The sequence below is a fragment of the Pseudomonas sp. Z18(2022) genome (assembly GCF_036346535.1).
GTDB lineage: Bacteria > Pseudomonadota > Gammaproteobacteria > Pseudomonadales > Pseudomonadaceae > Aquipseudomonas > Aquipseudomonas yamanorum_A.
The window spans coordinates 151,646-167,990 of the sequence record NZ_JAOTOA010000011.1; the positions used below are offsets into that span (position 1 = coordinate 151,646).

Below are 16,345 nucleotides of genomic sequence, written 5' to 3' on the forward strand. Positions count from 1 at the left end.
TTAGATCGGCCGGGACTATAAATGGCTGTCCTATGGGCACTGACGGAGCTGCCCTCGAGTCATCCGGGAGGTGCATAGATTGGACGTAGATTTCTTCCTCAAAGAGCGTACGGCATTTATCCAGACTATTACGATGAGGCTGCAGCCCCGTTCGTTGAAACCATGCGCAAAATTGATGCACAGGAAGCGCCTGACCAGCCACCGCCATTCGATCCCGACACCATGAGCCTGGAGCCGGAATTTTTGCAGGAGTGGCTTCGGGCTCAGGCAGGTTTCCAAATAGTTGGCCAAACCTGCTTGTCCATGCTGTCCGATACCTTGAAGATCTTTTTCATGACGCATGAAGAAATTAACGGCTTCGACTGCATGGGGGCGTGCGGAAAGGGTTTTTTCAAGAAAAACGGACTCATCCAAGGCTATCGAACGGGTTTCGCTCATTACGGCGTTGACTGGAGTCAGTGCCTTGTAGATTTCGACATTCTGGAACAGGTGGTGCTGGCAAGAAACTCGACTCAGCACGGTAATGACATCATCTCTACGTGCATTCATGACTGAACGGCATCGGTAAGCTGCCCATCACTGGTTACGACAATCGGTTTAGAACAGACATCGAGACTAGTAGAGTAGAGCCTACACTCTATTGCTAATGATCAAAACAGTTGGTGCGATGGTGGTTTGCGAGCAATAGCGTAGGACTTTTCCGAAAAAGGGCTGTTGGACCTCAGGCTGGGGGCATCCTTTTCAAACCATCCATAGCATGCCCTCAAATATGCCCTCAATGTAGCAATACACTGGAAGTGAATGGAGCTCCATGGTTGGTGGAAAGGCAGAAATGATCAGTCGAACAGCCTGCCAGACGACGCCTAAAGACTCTCAGGGTCGCCAAAAAACATCTGAATCCGCGACCTTAACCAACGCTCCCCCGGATCATTGTCCTGTGACCCACGCCACGCCATATGCAACTCAAACGTGCGCACCGGCAGTGGCGGCTCCTCGGCCCGCAACCCCCCTGCAGAGGTCAGCGCTTCTGCGGCATAGTCCGGCACGGTCGCGACAATATCGGTACCCGCCAGCAACGTGCCCAACCCGTTGAACTGCGGCACTGCCAGCACCACATGGCGCTTGCGGCCCAGTTTCTCCAGTTCTTCATCCAGAAACCCGCTCAAGTCCCCGGCGAACGACACCAAGGCATGGGGCCGAGCACAGAAGTCGTCCAGGCTCATGGAGCCGGGCATGCTGTCGGCCCGCAGCAGCATCGGCTTGCTGCGGCGCAGTACCTTGCGCTTGGCGTTGGCCGGCAAGTCGGTGGTGTAGCTCACGCCAATCGAGATTTCGCCGGAGGCCAGCAGGCCCGGCATCAGGATGTAGTTGACGCGACGCACCACCAGCACGATGCCGGGAGCTTCGGCCCGCAGGCGTTTGAGCAGCAGGGGCAGCAGGGCGAATTCGACGTCGTCCGACAGGCCGATGCGGAATACGGCGGTGCTGGTGGCCGGGTCGAACTCGGACGCGCGGCTGACGGCCGTGGAGATCGAGTCCAGGGCCGGGGAGAGCAGGGCGAAGATTTCTACCGCACGGGCCGATGGCTCCATGCTGCGCCCGGTACGCACGAACAACGGGTCGTCGAACAGGCCCCGCAGGCGCGACAACGCCGCGCTGATGGCCGGCTGGCCCAGGAACAATTTCTCGGCAGCGCGGGTCACACTGCGCTCATGCATCAAGGTTTCGAATACGATCAACAGGTTGAGGTCGACACGACGCAGGTCGTTACGGTTCATCTTGTGTCCCAGGCGGCGTCAGTAAACTTGACGGGAGCGGTCATATAAGAACAATGACCGGCATGAATCTTACGGGGAAAGGCTGGTACTCTGCACCGGCTAATTCAGTTTTCCTACATGGCTTGGTACGTTTTCCGTATGTGCGGAATCAATGACAGGCATGTCGACTATTAACGGCGACCGGTGGTCTTGCTCCGAAAGCCCAGATAGAGTTCATGGCAATAGAGGTTACTTTGACGAGGTTTGCGATGTCCCGCACGATCCGTTTTCACAAGTTTGGTCCGGCCGAGGTGCTCAAATGCGAAGAGCATGCAGCCGCTAAGCCCGCACCGGGCGAAGTGCAGGTGCGCGTCGAGGCGATTGGCATCAGCTGGTACGACATTCTGTGGCGCCAGAACCTGGCATCGTCCCATGCCCGCCTGCCATCAGGCCTGGGGCATGAAATGGCCGGCGTGGTTGTGGCCGTTGGCGAAGGCGTTGACGACCTGAATGTAGGTGACAAGGTCGCCAGCTTCCCGGCCGAGAGCCCGAATGATTACCCGGTGTACGGCGAACAGATCGTCCTGCCGCGCTCGGCCCTGACCCGGTACCCGGATGTCCTGAGCCCGATCGAAGCCAGCGTGCACTACACGCCGCTGCTGATTGCCTACTTTGCGTACATGGACCTGGCACGAGTCAAACCCGGGCAATTCGCCCTGGTGACGGACGCCAGCCACTGCGCCGGCCCCTCGTTCGTGCAACTGGGCAAAGCCCTGGGTGTGCGGGTGATTGCCGCAACCAAGACCAGCGACGAGCGTGAATACCTGCTGTCCCTGGGGGCGGAGAAGGTTATCGTCACCGAAGAACAGGACCTGCTGATGCAAGTCAACAAGTTCACCGACAACCGCGGCGTGGACGTGGTGTTCGATGGCCTGGGTGGCCCGCAGATGTCGTTGCTGGGTGATGTGTTGGCGCCCCGTGGCAGCCTGGTGCTGTATGGCCTGCAAGGCGGCAACCAGACGCCATTCCCGGCCTGCGCAGCCTTCCAGAAGAACATTCAGTTCTTTGTGCACTGCATCGGTAACTTCACCGGCAAACCGGAACTGGGCATCATCCAGGACCAAGTGGCCTTGCAGCGAGCCCTGCGTGACATCAACCAACTGACGGCCGACAAGGTACTGGTACCGCTGAAAACCACGGTATTTCCGTTCAGCCAGTTCGTCGAAGCGCACCGTTACATGGACGAATGTCCATGCCGTGAGCGGGTTGCCTTGCAGGTAGAAGCTGTTTGATCTGTGGGAATATTCTCAAGCGAGTCTTCCTGCCCCCGGGCGCATGGGGTAAATGCGCCATTTGACAGGATTTAACCTGCCGACTGTTTGACCCGGGATTCAAGGCCTTGAGCCCGGTAAATCACCCGCTTCCCCCTGACGCCGCCCTGAATCCCAGCGCGGCGTTGTCGTGTCTGGACGATCCCGACCCTTGGCGCGTGCTCATCTGCACTGGTTTTAGCCAAGGTTCTGTATCTGTTAATCATTATTCAAGCGCTGATAATTGCCCCGTCACTTTCATCTCAAGGATTGAGCAATGATTGAATATCTGAAACTACTCCGCGCATCCGTTAAGCCCAATAACGTTTCGTATGCCCGCTCATGCGGAAAAGCATTATTAAAGTTGGTTGCGTCAGATGCTTCTTTAGTTTGTAAGTTAAAACAGGGTAGGAAGTTGTAAGAGCCTTCCTAAGACTGCCCGCTTGAGCTCTGCGCCTCGACTGCTGGCGCTTGTCCGGGACTGGAAGCCCCGATACGCCGATTGGCGGGCATGGTCCGGTGCTAATCTCGATTAAATGTCACATGTTGCAATAGACAACACCCCCTATGGAAACAACAGGTCTGGCAAATACCGTTAACGGTTGCCCGAAACTGATATTTCAACTCAGGTAGTAGAACTATGAGCGCAATTCACGAGCAAGCCATGAACTATGTCTATCAACAAGTACTGCAACGCTTGGTAGGGCATTTCTCTCGAACAGAGCGCACTTCGCTGCAATTGTTGATTCAACGAATCGTCGTGGCGGCAGGCGGCATTGAGCGGCTCGGTGAGTACAGGGTGTTGGTCGCCCACGGCACCGGCCCCGGCAGCAGCTACGTCCTGACCTTGCTGCGTGCGGCACAACTGACACTCGCGGGCCGCACGCCCCGGACCTTTCAATTGCGCGTCGCCACCTTGCGCCATGCCGGCATGACGCAAACCGCGCTGGACACCCTGCATCGCGGCTACAGCGCGCTGTTCCTGCATGATGACCCTCGGGTGGAACTGCTGATGGTGGAGAATCAGGAGGTGTTGCCGTTCAACCACCTGCGACCAGCAGCCGCTACAGCGCGCGACAGCAGCCGGCGCAACCTGTTGATGGTCGGGCATCTGACGTCAGCGGACCTTGGCCAGACGCTGTGCAGCGACGCTTACCTGGCCCTCGGCGACTTTTACCAGCGCGTGACCACATGGAATGGAGGGGTGCATGCGCTGGTCAGCGGTGATTCCTCACGCAAGCAACGGGAGTACCTGGCGTGGCTGAAGAAGGCGGCGCTGTCGGCCAGCGTTGTGGTGCCCGCGCGGCAACCCCGGGTGCTCAGCGGGCTGTTCGCGCGCATGGATGAGTGGAGCGACGGGTATTACCGCGACCTGTACGGCGAGCACTACGCCGACGGCACTCCTGAAGACAAGGACAGCCACCGCCATCTCGCCTACATCTGCGTTGCGGACCTGATGGAGGCGGTCGACTACGCGTCCGGGCCGTTGCTGCGGCAGTTCCTGGCCTATCAGACGGACGAGTTTGGCTTTCATTTCAGCCACCCGAGCCACGTGAACCCGCTGCTGATGGCCCACCTGCGGGGCCTGCAGGCAGAGTCCCTGCGGGAACTGGACTATGAGGAGGGCGTCCTGGGGTTTGTACAGCAGGCCACGCCGTTCATGCGACGCAAGCAGATTAGCGAACACCTGATTGCCCGGGCAGCCACTGCCGAGGGTCGCGCCTTGTCTGCCGGGTACGCCCACGAGTTGTTTGGGCTGGAGGAAAACCAGCTGAATTGCCTGATGTTCTCGCCGTTTATCCGGCACGGCGAGCGCCTCGAAAGCTTTTTGCGCCAATGCCATCCCGGCATGCTGGTGGCACTCCCTGAGCTGCACAAGGCACTGCAAGGCAAGCCGGTGGCCGATATGTTGGCGCAATGGGTGACCGACGTCAGCGGGCTACCGCTCGACTTGCTCCAACACCTCTATCGCAAGCGATCCGCCACTATGGTGCCGCAGTCGGACAGGCCGGCCATGGCAACCTGCCAGCTGTCAGGGCGTTAAGGGGGTGGCGCCGAGTGTAACGGCGGGCGAAGCGCGATGAGCCTCAAGGACGACCGGCAAACCGAGTTCGCCTACCAGGCGGTCTATCGCTACATGATCAACCTCATCAGCGAGGTCGGCGCCGAGGCCCGGGTGAAATTGCCCTCATTGCGCCAGCTGTCGGTGCGCCTGAATGTGTCGATCTCGACCATTCAATACGCGTATTCGCTGCTGGAGAAGGAAGGCCGGGTGTATTCGGTGGCCAAGTCGGGCTATTACGCCTGGCCGGTGTTGAATAAACCGCCAGGCAGCAACGGTGGCGACCTGCTGGAGCGTCTCTACGCCAGTGCGCGCCGCCCGGGCATGCTGGTGCTCAGCGCCGATGAACCGGCACTGGGGGCGTCTCTGGACGGGGCACTGTTGCTGCTGGAGCGTGAACTGTTGCGTCACTACCCGCGCCATTTGCAGCCCTGGTCGCAGCCGTGTGGCGTCTGGGAACTGCGCGCGGCCCTCGCGGCCCGCTACACCTCGTCGCCGACGCGCTGCTGGCAGGCGGACGAGGTGTATATCGGAGCCGATCTGCGCGGGGTGCTCGAAATCCTGATTGAGGTGCTCGGGCTCAAAGGCGCCGCCGTCATCGTCGAGTCACCCTGTGATTGGCTGATTCTGCGGCTGTTGCAGGGGGCGGGCGTAAGGATCATCGAACTGCCTTTTACGGCGCAGGGCGGCCTGGACCTGACGCTGCTCGAGCAACTGCTGATCCACGAGCCGGTGCAATTGGCGCTGTTGTCGTCGGGCGTGAGCCTGCCGTCAGGGATCGCGCTGCCCAACCCTGACCGCATGCAGTTGGTGGGGTTACTGAACCGGCATGGTTGTTGGCTGTTAGAAAATGACAGCTATGGCGAACTGGGGTTCGAGCAGCCGATCAGCCCACTGCGAGACCTGGCCAACCCCGAGCGGCTGATGGTGTTTTCCACCTTCGAGAAAATGCTCGGCCCGGAGGCGCCCTTTGGCTACTTGCTGTCGAGTCATCTCAGCAGTGAGTTGCAACGCCAGTTCCTGCTGCGCGCATTCTGCCTGTCGCCTATCCGCCAGCGGGCGATTGCGCGGCTTTATCAAAGCGGGCGGATCGACCAGCACCTGCGGGACTTGCGACCGCAACTCAAGGAGCAGGCCCGGCTGATGAGCCTGCGCCTGGATGAGCACCTGGGGGATCAGGTGACCTACCGGATGCCGGCGGCTGGCGCGACCTTCTGGTTGCGCTCGCGGGCGGCGGTGGACATGCGCCAGGTGTTTCAGCGGCTGCTGGGCCGGCAGGTGGTGATCGCGCCGGGGGAGTTATTCAGCATCAGCGGTCTGCACTGCCAGCATCTGCGGCTTAGCCATACCTTCGACGGGGTGCATAACCTGGGGAATGCCCTGGGTGACCTGGCTATGGCATTGAAGCAGGCGCAGACCGAATAAGAATGAAATTTCGCTGATTGTTGTAGGATTTATAACGTCGCGGAGCAGTCCAACTCCCAGTAAACTGCACTCTTTTTCCGAATCCTTCTCTTTCAGAGGTTTATGCATGACTCTCAGTCCTTTTGCGGGCAAGCCGGCACCAGCTCAACTGCTGGTAGACATCCCGCGACTGGTAACGGCCTATTACACCGGCCAGCCTGATGCAGCGATCTCCACCCAACGCGTCGCCTTTGGTACCTCCGGGCACCGGGGCAGCTCGTTCGACCTGAGCTTCAATGAATGGCACGTGCTTGCCATCAGCCAGGCGATTTGCCTTTACCGTGAAGCCCAGGGCATCGACGGCCCGTTGTTCGTCGGCCTGGACACCCACGCGTTGTCCACGCCAGCCGGCGCCAGCGCCCTGGAAGTGCTGGCCGCCAATGGCGTGCACGTGATGCTCGCCGAAGGCGATGAGTACACCCCGACACCGGCGATTTCCCACGCCATTATTTGCTACAACCGCGGCCGCACCAGCGGCCTGGCCGACGGCATCGTGATCACGCCGTCCCATAACCCGCCACAAAGCGGCGGCTACAAATACAACCCGCCCAACGGCGGCCCGGCCGATACCCACATCACCAAGTGGATCGAAGCAAAGGCCAACGAACTGCTGGGCAACAAGCTGGCCGGGGTCAAGCGCATCACCCACGCCCAGGCGCTGAAGGCCGACACCACCCATCGCCACGACTACCTCAACACCTACGTGGCCGACCTGGTCAACGTCATCGACTTCGATGCGATCCGCAGCGCTGGCCTGCGCCTGGGCGTTGATCCACTGGGTGGAGCAGGGGTGCGTTACTGGTCGGCCATCGCCGAGCATCACCGCCTGAACCTCGACGTGGTGAACACCGAAGTCGATTCGACCTTCCGCTTCATGAGCGTCGACTGGGACGGCCAGATCCGCATGGACCCGTCCTCCAGCTACGCCATGCAAGGCTTGATCGGCCTCAAGGACCGTTACGACGTGGCCTTTGCCTGCGACCCGGACCACGACCGCCACGGCATCGTGACACCGTCCGGTGGCTTGCTGGCGCCGAACAACTACCTCGCGGTGTCCATCGACTACCTGTTCCAGAACCGTCCTGAGTGGCGTGCGGATGCGGCCGTGGGCAAGACCGTGGTCAGCAGCGGTTTGATCGATCGCGTCGCCAAGCGCATTGGCCGCCGCCTGTACGAAGTGCCGGTGGGCTTCAAGTGGTTTGCCGATGGCCTGTTCGATGGCTCCCTGGGTTTTGGCGGCGAAGAAAGCGCCGGGGCCTCGTTCCTGCGCAAGGACGGCAGCGTCTGGAGCACCGACAAGGACGGCCTGATCCCGGCATTGCTGGCGGCAGAGATGACCTCGCGCAAAGGCCAGGACCCGAGCCAGATCTACCGTGGGCTGACTGACGCGCTGGGTGAACCCTTCGCAATCCGCGTCGACGCCAAGGCCACCCCGGCGCAGAAAGCCTTGCTGGGCAAGCTGTCGCCGGACCAGGTAACGTCCAAGCAATTGGCGGGGGAAAGCATCCAGCAGATCCTCAGCCATGCGCCGGGTAACGACCAGGCGATTGGCGGGCTGAAAGTCATGACCGAAAACGGCTGGTTTGCCGCACGGCCATCGGGCACCGAGGACATCTACAAGATCTACGCCGAGAGCTTCATTGGTGAGGATCACCTCAAGCAACTGGTGGAAGAGGCGCAGGTGTTGGTGGACGGGGCGATCTCGTCTAACTGACACCCCAATTGCACCTGTGACTGATTAACCTGTGGCAGGGAGCTTGTGTGGCGAGGGAGCTTGCTCCCGCTGGGCTGCGAAGCGGCCCCAAAATCTTGGGAGCGCTACGCGCTCCAGCGGGAGCAAGCTCCCTCGCCACATTTAAATTCAGTCAAGCCAGGTCGACCAACACGATCTCGCTGTCTTCAACCGCCGTCACCCGCAGCACCGGCTCATCTTCAACCGCCACACCGTCTCGAGCCTGTGCACGCAAGCCGTTGACTTCAATCACCCCGGTGGCAGGCACCAGATACGCTCGCCGCCCGCTGTCCAGCCGATACTCGGCACTTTCACCGGCTTTCAAGTTCGCCGCCACCAAGCGTGCATCAGCACGAATTCGCAGGCTTTCGCTGTCTCCGGCCTTGCCACTGGCCAAGGTCACAAAACCCTCGCGGTCACCCTTCGGAAACGGCTTGGCGCCCCACGACGGCGGTAAACCGGCCTCGTTGGGAATGATCCATATCTGGAAAATCTTGGTCGGCGTGGCTTCCAGGTTGTATTCGCTGTGGGCGATCCCGGTGCCTGCGCTCATCACCTGCACGTCGCCAGCCTCGGTACGGCCCTTGTTGCCGAGGTTGTCGGCGTGGCTGATGGCGCCTTCACGCACGTAAGTGATGATTTCCATGTCCCGGTGCGGGTGCTGTGGAAAGCCGGTGCCGGGTGCAATCAGGTCATCGTTCCAGACCCGCAGGTTGCCCAGTGCATACGCTTGGGGTCGTGGTATTCGGCGAAGGAAAAGTGGTGGTGAGCGTCCAGCCAACCATGGTTGGCGCCGCCCAGGGTGTTGAAAGGTCGAAGTTCGAGCATGATCGTCTCCTGTGGATGGGGGCCATGATCCATCAGCGCCAGATCGATAAAAAGCGTAAAAAATGCAGGATTCCTATCGAATGCTTCGATGCCGATGCTCAGAGCTTATCTTCACTTCATCGCCTAACTGCATGAGCCCAAAGCAATTGGCTGGAACTGAGGGGCATTTGCGGCGAACATAGGGCTCTTGTCCGAGTTAAAGCATCGCAGGAGTCCGCGTGCCGCAACACACCCCCGATCTGCCTCCCGAACTGCGGCCACTGGCCGAAATGCCCCTGTTGAAACGGCTGGCCGCCCGATTATTCGGCCACGGCCTTACGCGCCTGCGCGCCCAGCATCGATTCTCCTGGCTGCATGGCCAGGCCGACGGCTTTCGCAGCGGCCATACGGCAGGCGTGGAGTACGGTTATCAGGAAGGCAAGGCGGACGGCATCGAAGAGGGCCGTCAGGTCCTGCTGATTCGCGACTTTCGGCCGGATGAACACACTGCGCCGGGTGTCGACGACGACCTGTTCGACGACTGGCGCCTGCCATTGACCGCCGAATTGAAGAAACGCATCAAGGCCGATGTGGCACGCCTGCTGCCGGCCCACGCCCAGCCGAGCGTGGCCCAATGGAAGATGATCTTCAGTGATACGCCGTCCACCTCAGTAATCGCGGGCGCCGGCGCGGGTAAATCGACCTCGCTGGTGCTGCGTATCCTGCTGCTGACCCATTACCTGGGCTTTGAGCTGAGCTCGATGACCGTGGTGACTTTCACCCGCGAGTCGCGCAAGGACTTCATCAACAAGCTCATGGAAATTCTCGCCTTGTGGGGCCAACCCCTTGGTATGAAAGACGCGCAAGCGGTGGTGCGCACCTTTCACTCGCGCATTCTGCCGATGGTTCGCAGCCTACCGGGCCTTGAGCGGCTGCAAGCTTTTGAGAACCTCAATGCCCGCACCGAAGCGGGCTTTGATGAAGCCGACAGCAACCCCTTTGAACTGCGGATCAACGAGGCCCAGCGCCAGCAGCTCAATGCCTGCTATCACCAGTTGCATGGCCGCCACGCGCGCTTTCGCGAGCTGATTGCCCCGTTGGCGCGGCATGCCCTGCAACTCAAGGAACTGGAACGGGACCATCCGGACGTGCAGAAGCGCGTGGCGGTGACCGAACTGGCGGCCAAGCGCGATGAAGAACTCTGCGATGTGATCGAAGACCTGTGGTTTCGCGCCGGCGCCTGGCCGATCAAGGGCATCGAGCCCAATCGCCAGACCTTCGACATAAACGGCGCACAGTTTCACTGCCATGGTTACATTGCCGAGCTGGATGCCTGGGTAGTGCTGGGTTTCGACCCGCGGGAAAACGCCCAGGTCAGCCGTCCCGGTTCGAAGCTCTCGGTACGCGCAGAGTGGGCCGTCAAGCGCACTCTGTTTCAAGCTTTCTGCCGTAAGCCGTTGATATGGTTTGAGAGTTACGAATCATCCAAGAGACTTCTGAGCAGTTTGGCGGGCGATGCCACAGCGGGCCCGGGCTTCGATTACAAGGTCAAGGGCGAACTGGGTTCAGCGCCGCTGCTGGACAGCTTTGTCGCCGCCGCCGGGTTTATCGAAAACCTCGGGCTGGACGTGCCCACCGCCGTCGGCAAGATGAGCTTTGCCAAGGACGACCCGGACCGTTTTTACTTCGAAGCCCTGAGCATCTTCTGGAAGGCCCTGGAAGACCATCTGCTGGACCAGTCACCACCGGTCATGACCTATAACCGAATGTTCTCGCTGTTTGGTGAAAACACCCCGGAAAACCTCAAGCTGCTCAGCGACCCGCTGCTGCGGCCGATGTCGCACCTGATGATCGACGAGTTCCAGGACGTATCCCCGCAGATCGTCTCGTGGATCCGCGCCAGCCTGCGGGAGATCCGCAGTCGCGGGCCGGCCATGCATGTGGGCCGTGGCGCCCAGCGTTCTTCGCTGTTGTGCGTGGGGGATGACTGGCAGTCGATTTATGGCTGGCGGGGCAGTTCGCCCAAGTACTTCATGGAGTTCAACAAGGAATTCCCGTCACCGGCGACCACGCGGGTGATGCTGGGCGAGAACTACCGCAGCCACCAGCACGTTATCGACGCGGCCGAACACATCGTGCGTGCTGCCCCGGCCATCAGCGGCAAGAAAGCCAAGGCGAGTGGAACCCCGAAAGCATTGGTGCCTGTCACGGTGCGTGATCGTGACGACGCGGCGTTGGGCCAGCAACTGCTGGCGCACTACCAAAAGGGCGACTCAATATTAATGCTGTATCGAAAAAGCAGCGATAAGCTATTGATACAAGAGCATATTCAGTCTGTTGTTAATGTGGATTCTAGCTTGCCGTATGACGCCCGCCGGCTCAAGCAACTGACCTATCACAGTGCCAAGGGCCTGCAAGCGGATGCGGTATTCCTGCTGGGAGATTGCCAGCACTTGACCAGTTCGCCTTACAAAAACCAGGTGTACCGCATGGCGGGCCTGGGCAAGGACGGCGACACCGAGCCTTACGACAGCGCGCAAAAAGACGAAGTGCTGCGGCTGGCCTATGTGGGGATTACCCGGGCGGTGAGCCATTGCTATTGGTATGTCGAAAGCCAGGATGGCCAAGGGGTGAATGTGCCAAAGGCGTCGGACCGGGTGGCCGGGGACAAAGCGTTTTTTGATGATCAGCGCACCCAGAAATCATAAGCAGTGACATCAAACTGCTGTGGCGAGGGAGCTTGCTCCCGCTGGGCTGCGAAGCGGCCCCAAAATCCTGGGAGCGCTTCGCACTGGAGCGCCAGCCCGGTCCAGCGGGAGCAAGCTCCCTCGCCACAGGGTACTCGCGCCGCCAGGTTAAGCCCGCAACGACAACGGCAGCACAAACGACTCCAGCTCATCCTCCACGGCTTCGATGATCCGCTCCACGTCGGCAGCGTTCATGACGGTGGCGCAGGGAATGCCGGCAATCGCGATCAGGGTTTCTCCGCTGGCGCGGTCGAACAGGCGGGCGATCATACTGCCGGGAGCGTCCATGCTCGCCTCAAAGCCCATGGGATGAAAATGCCAGCGCATCAGCTGGCAGGCGTTGGGGAACGTCACTTTATTCATGTTGCCCACCTTGTTCATTGAGCGCTTCCTTTAGCTCGCTGCAGGGGCGCCATCACCGTCACTGGTCATGGCCGTCTTGAGCTCTAAAAATAGCATTCGTTCGCATCCGGCAGGGGAGTTTTTTTGTCCCGTTCGGCGGTTGTTTTCAAGAAAGTTGATGTGGGTCATGTCCTACGCATTAGTGGGCGAAAGGCCATTAGTCAGAACTGTCAATTGGCCATTGAAGCCGCCTGGAAAGTTCGGCAAGCTCGCTGGTTCCACCAGCCTTTGAGCGCCCCATGCCCGACTTCGTCCCGGATGATTCACTGCAGACCCAAGCCACCGGCGAGCTGGTGCTGCGCCATCATTTGTGCTGGAAACACCGGGACCTGGACGGCGTGATGTCGTACTACCACCCGGACATCCAGTACCACGATTTCTTCCAGAACCGGGTCGTAGGGGCAGGCGAACTGCGTGAGTACCTGCAAGCCAGCATGCCCCGTGGTGCGGATGAAGCGATCGAGCACACCGACCGCATCCGCGCCGACGGCGATACGGCGTTCATCCAGTACCGCATCACCTTGCGCGGTGGCCAGGGCCTGGTGTCGTTTCGTACCAGCGAAGCCATCACCGTGCGCGACGGCCTGATCTGGCGGGTCAACGAATACGCGTCTTTGGTGCACGAGCAGTCCTCCAGCCGCAGCGAGACCACACGCCCGACGGTCAGCCGCCTGGGTCTGTCGCCCCAGCAATTGAGCTACATGGCCAATGACTTGCAGCAGTATTTCCAGCGCCAGCAACCGTACCTGGACCCCGAGCTGGATTTGCAGCGAGTGGCGAAGGAGTGCGGGTACAGCCGCAACCAGATTTCCTACCTGTTGAACCAGGTGCTGGGCCAAAGTTTCTATCGCTACGTCAACCAGGCGCGTCTCCAGCACCTGCTGGCGGCACTGGACAAGGCCACGCCGCCGATCCGCATTGACGAACTGGCGTTTGCTGCCGGTTTCAATTCAACGTCAGCGTTCTATAGCTGTTTCCGCCAGCACACCGGCCAGTCGCCCAAGGCCTACGTCAAACAAATTTCCCTGCGTGCACGCGCGCAAGACAGCCCCTGAGGCCAGGCTCTAGGATCACTGCCATCGAAGTGTGGTGGTGGAGCTTGGCATGCCTGCATGGCGCAATATCAGTTTATGGATGGACCAGCTGGACGAGCCGCTGGTGGCGCGACCGTCCCTGGAGCAGGACCTGGACGTCAACGTGGCCATTATCGGCGCCGGCTACACCGGGCTGTGGACTGCGTATTACCTGAAGCGCCAGTCTCCCGAGCTGAAGATCGCCATCATCGAGGCGCAAACCGCCGGGTTCGGCGCCTCGGGGCGTAACGGCGGCTGGCTGATGGGCAACCTGCTGGGGGAAGACCGGCTGCTGGCCGGCTTGTCCCCGGAGCAGCGCCGGGCCTCGTTCGACCTGCTGCACGCGATTCCCGATGAAGTGGCCCAGGTGATCGAGCGTGAAGGCATCGACTGCGACTACCGCAAGGGCGGCGTGCTGTATTGCGCCGCGCGTTATCCCGAACAGGAAACCACCCTGCGGGCGTACCTGGCCAAACTCCACAGCCAGGGCCTGACCGAGGACGATTACCGTTGGCTCGGCCCGCAGCAACTGGCCGAACAAATCCGCATCGCCAAGCCCTACGGCGGCATCTATGCGCCCCACGTCGCCACGATTCACCCGGCCAAGCTGGTGCGCGGCCTGGCCCGTGTGGTGGAGCAGATGGGCGTCAGGATCTACGAAAACAGCCCCGTTACCCACTGGCAGTCCGGCAGCTTGCGCACGGCAAAAGCCTCGGTGCGCGCCTCCTGGGTGGTGCCGGCGGTGGAGGGGTATGCCACGACATTGGCGCCTCTGGGGCGCTATCAGCTGCCGGTGCAGAGCCTGATTGTCGCCACCGAGCCTTTGCCGGCCAGTACCTGGGATGAGATTGGCTTGAGCCGGGGCCAGGCCTTCGGTGAAAGCAGCCGCCAGGTCACCTACGGCCAGCGCTCGGCAGACAACCGCCTGGTGTTCGGTGCCCGTGGCGGTTATCAGTTTGCCGGCAAGTTGCGGCACAACTTCGAGCTCACCGAGGGCGAAATCGAACTGCGTCGCTACCTGTTCGGCGAGCTATTTCCGCAGCTTAAAAAAGTCCGAATCACCCACGCGTGGGGCGGCAACCTGGGCATGTCCCGACGCTTCAAACCACACATGCTTTGCGATCACGCGGCAGGCATTGCGCTGGCCGGTGGTTACGGCGGCGAGGGCGTAGGGGCCAGCAATCTGGGCGGCCGCACCTTGGCGGACTTGATCCTGGGGCTGGATACGCCCCTGGTCCAGCAGCCGTGGGTCATCCAGCCGGGCCGGCTGGACGGGCTCAAGGCCTGGGAACCGGAACCCTGCCGCTGGCTGGGCTACAACGCGATCATTCGCAGCTTTGTCCACGAAGACCAGGTGCTGGCCAACCCCAACACCGCGCCGTGGCGGCGCAAGCTGGCCAGCGGCGTCGCCGGGTTCATGGAAGGTTTCATGCACTAAGTCGTTTCAATCACCACAGGTATGAACATGAGCATTACCCAGTTCAAAGACACACTCAGCGCCCATTTGCCGGATTCCTCGCCCGTCGCCGTGCCGTTGGGCACACCGGTGGCGGTGGCCTCGACCCTGAGCGTGGAGCGCAGTGACGGCGTGGAAACCGGCATCTGGGAGTGCACGCCCGGGCGCTGGCGCCGGCAGATCTTAGCCCAGGAGTTTTGCCACTTTATCCAGGGACGCTGCACCTTCACCCCCGACAACGGGGAAATGCTCCACATAGAAGCCGGCGACGCACTGATGTTGCCGGCCAACAGCACCGGTATCTGGGACATCCAGGAAACCGTGCGCAAGACCTATGTATTGATCCTCTGATTCTTTGATCTTTGATCGCCTGCCATAAAAACAGCCCTAAAACCGCCAGGAAATCGAACCATGAGACCCATTGCCCTGTTGCCGCTGGTATTTGTCGCCACCCTCAGCCAAGCCGCCGAGACGGTGAAGATCTACAACTGGTCGGACTACATTGCCCCCGACACCACCAAGAATTTCCAGAAAGAAACCGGCATCGGCTTCACCTACGACGTGTACGACAGCAACGAAACCCTCGACGGCAAGTTGATGACCGGTAAATCCGGCTACGACGTGGTGTTTCCCTCCAACCACTTCATGGCCCGGCAGATCCAGGGCGGGGCGCTGAAGAAACTCGACAAGAGCCAGCTGCCCAACTGGAAGAACCTCAACCCGGTGCTGCTCAAGGCCCTGGAAAACAACGACCCGGGCAACGCCCATGGCTTCCCGTACCTGTGGGGCAGCACCGGCATCGGCTACAACATCGACAAGGTCAAGGCCGTGCTGGGCGACAACGCCCCGGTGGATTCCTGGGACCTGATCTTCAAGCCCGAAAACATGCAAAAGCTGCAGAAATGTGGCGTGGCGATCCTCGACAACGGCCCGGAACTGCTGCCGGCGGCGCTCAACTACCTGGGGCTGCCGCACCACAGCAAGAAGGCTGAAGACTACAAAAAGGCCGAGGACCTGCTGATGAAAGTGCGGCCGTACGTGGCGTACTTCCACTCCTCGAAATATACCGCCGACCTGGCCAACGGCGACATCTGCGTGGCCGTCGGCTTCTCCGGCGACATCCTCCAGGCCGAAAGCCGTGCCAAGGAAGCCAAGAACGGCGTGAACATCGGCTACAACATTCCCAAGGAAGGCGCCGCCATCTGGTTCGACATGGTCGCCATGCCCGCCGACGCACCGGATGAGAAGGCCGGTTATGCGTTCATGAACTACCTGCTGCGCCCGGAAGTGATGGCCAGCATCACCAACTACGTGCACTACGCCAACGGCAACGCGGCGGCAGACAGCCTGGTGGACCCGGCGATCAAGAGCGACACCAAGGTGTACCCAAGCCCGGAAATGATGGGCAAGCTGTTTGCGCTGGAAGCGATGCCGCTGAACATCGACCGGATTCGTACGCGGGTGTGGAATACCATTCGTACTGGCCGCTGATTGGCAACATTTCGACGATCATCAATGGCTGCCTTTAAGCCCTG

14 protein-coding genes are annotated in these 16,345 nt (G+C 60.6%); 10 read left to right on the forward strand and 4 right to left on the reverse strand.

The window, feature by feature from the left end; translation table 11 throughout:
- Nucleotides 1–162: 162 nt before the first annotated feature.
- Nucleotides 163–555, forward strand: a complete 393-nt coding sequence (locus V3W39_RS21230) for a hypothetical protein (protein ID WP_330213293.1) — start codon at nucleotides 163–165, stop codon at nucleotides 553–555.
- Nucleotides 556–863: 308 nt separating this feature from the next.
- Here the strand turns inward: V3W39_RS21230 and V3W39_RS21235 are convergent, their stop codons facing one another.
- Nucleotides 864–1,778, reverse strand: a complete 915-nt coding sequence (locus tag V3W39_RS21235; protein WP_008433801.1) for a LysR family transcriptional regulator — start codon at nucleotides 1,776–1,778, stop codon at nucleotides 864–866.
- Nucleotides 1,779–2,026: 248 nt separating this feature from the next.
- Between V3W39_RS21235 and V3W39_RS21240 the strand changes: the two genes are divergently transcribed.
- The 4 genes from V3W39_RS21240 to pgm all read left to right on the forward strand — a co-directional run bounded on the left by V3W39_RS21240 (nucleotide 2,027) and on the right by pgm (nucleotide 8,307).
- Nucleotides 2,027–3,049, forward strand: a complete 1,023-nt coding sequence (locus V3W39_RS21240; RefSeq protein ID WP_177045265.1) for a zinc-dependent alcohol dehydrogenase family protein — start codon at nucleotides 2,027–2,029, stop codon at nucleotides 3,047–3,049.
- 658 nt (nucleotides 3,050–3,707) lie between these two features.
- Nucleotides 3,708–5,111 (forward strand): hypothetical protein, encoded by a 1,404-nt coding sequence (locus tag V3W39_RS21245; protein WP_330213294.1) that lies wholly within the window; start codon nucleotides 3,708–3,710, stop codon nucleotides 5,109–5,111.
- 36 nt (nucleotides 5,112–5,147) lie between these two features.
- Nucleotides 5,148–6,554, forward strand: a complete 1,407-nt coding sequence (locus V3W39_RS21250) for an aminotransferase-like domain-containing protein (protein WP_330213295.1) — start codon at nucleotides 5,148–5,150, stop codon at nucleotides 6,552–6,554.
- 106 nt (nucleotides 6,555–6,660) lie between these two features.
- Entirely contained in the window at nucleotides 6,661–8,307 is a 1,647-nt protein-coding gene (gene pgm / locus V3W39_RS21255) for a phosphoglucomutase (alpha-D-glucose-1,6-bisphosphate-dependent) (protein WP_259195751.1), read from the forward strand.
- Nucleotides 8,308–8,458: 151 nt separating this feature from the next.
- On the opposite strand, the gene V3W39_RS21260 is transcribed toward pgm, so the two are convergent.
- Nucleotides 8,459–9,070: a pirin family protein gene (locus V3W39_RS21260; RefSeq protein WP_330213317.1), complete on the reverse strand. Its 612-nt coding sequence runs from the start codon at nucleotides 9,068–9,070 to the stop codon at nucleotides 8,459–8,461.
- Nucleotides 9,013–9,153, reverse strand: coding sequence for a hypothetical protein (locus V3W39_RS21265; RefSeq protein ID WP_330213320.1), 141 nt, complete (start codon nucleotides 9,151–9,153; stop codon nucleotides 9,013–9,015). Before V3W39_RS21265 ends, V3W39_RS21260 begins: the two co-directional genes overlap by 58 nt.
- Nucleotides 9,154–9,371: 218 nt before the next feature.
- Between V3W39_RS21265 and V3W39_RS21270 the strand changes: the two genes are divergently transcribed.
- Nucleotides 9,372–11,840, forward strand: a complete 2,469-nt coding sequence (locus V3W39_RS21270; protein ID WP_330213296.1) for a UvrD-helicase domain-containing protein — start codon at nucleotides 9,372–9,374, stop codon at nucleotides 11,838–11,840.
- Nucleotides 11,841–11,987: 147 nt separating this feature from the next.
- Here the strand turns inward: V3W39_RS21270 and V3W39_RS21275 are convergent, their stop codons facing one another.
- Entirely contained in the window at nucleotides 11,988–12,260 is a 273-nt protein-coding gene (locus tag V3W39_RS21275) for a DUF1652 domain-containing protein (RefSeq protein ID WP_177045253.1), read from the reverse strand.
- A 260-nt stretch (nucleotides 12,261–12,520) separates the two neighbouring features.
- On the opposite strand from V3W39_RS21275, the gene V3W39_RS21280 reads away from it, so the two are divergent.
- From V3W39_RS21280 to V3W39_RS21295, 4 genes are read left to right on the forward strand one after another with little or no spacing between them, the layout of a single operon-like run.
- Complete coding sequence (locus tag V3W39_RS21280; protein ID WP_177045250.1) at nucleotides 12,521–13,336, forward strand: helix-turn-helix transcriptional regulator; 816 nt, start codon at nucleotides 12,521–12,523, stop codon at nucleotides 13,334–13,336.
- Nucleotides 13,337–13,385: 49 nt separating this feature from the next.
- Complete coding sequence (locus V3W39_RS21285) at nucleotides 13,386–14,792, forward strand: NAD(P)/FAD-dependent oxidoreductase (RefSeq protein WP_177045248.1); 1,407 nt, start codon at nucleotides 13,386–13,388, stop codon at nucleotides 14,790–14,792.
- Nucleotides 14,793–14,819: 27 nt separating this feature from the next.
- On the forward strand, nucleotides 14,820–15,161 hold the full coding sequence (locus tag V3W39_RS21290) for a cupin domain-containing protein (RefSeq protein WP_330213297.1): 342 nt from the start codon (nucleotides 14,820–14,822) through the stop codon (nucleotides 15,159–15,161).
- A gap of 60 nt (nucleotides 15,162–15,221) precedes the next feature.
- Nucleotides 15,222–16,301 (forward strand): polyamine ABC transporter substrate-binding protein, encoded by a 1,080-nt coding sequence (locus V3W39_RS21295; protein ID WP_010169417.1) that lies wholly within the window; start codon nucleotides 15,222–15,224, stop codon nucleotides 16,299–16,301.
- Nucleotides 16,302–16,345: the final 44 nt, after the last annotated feature.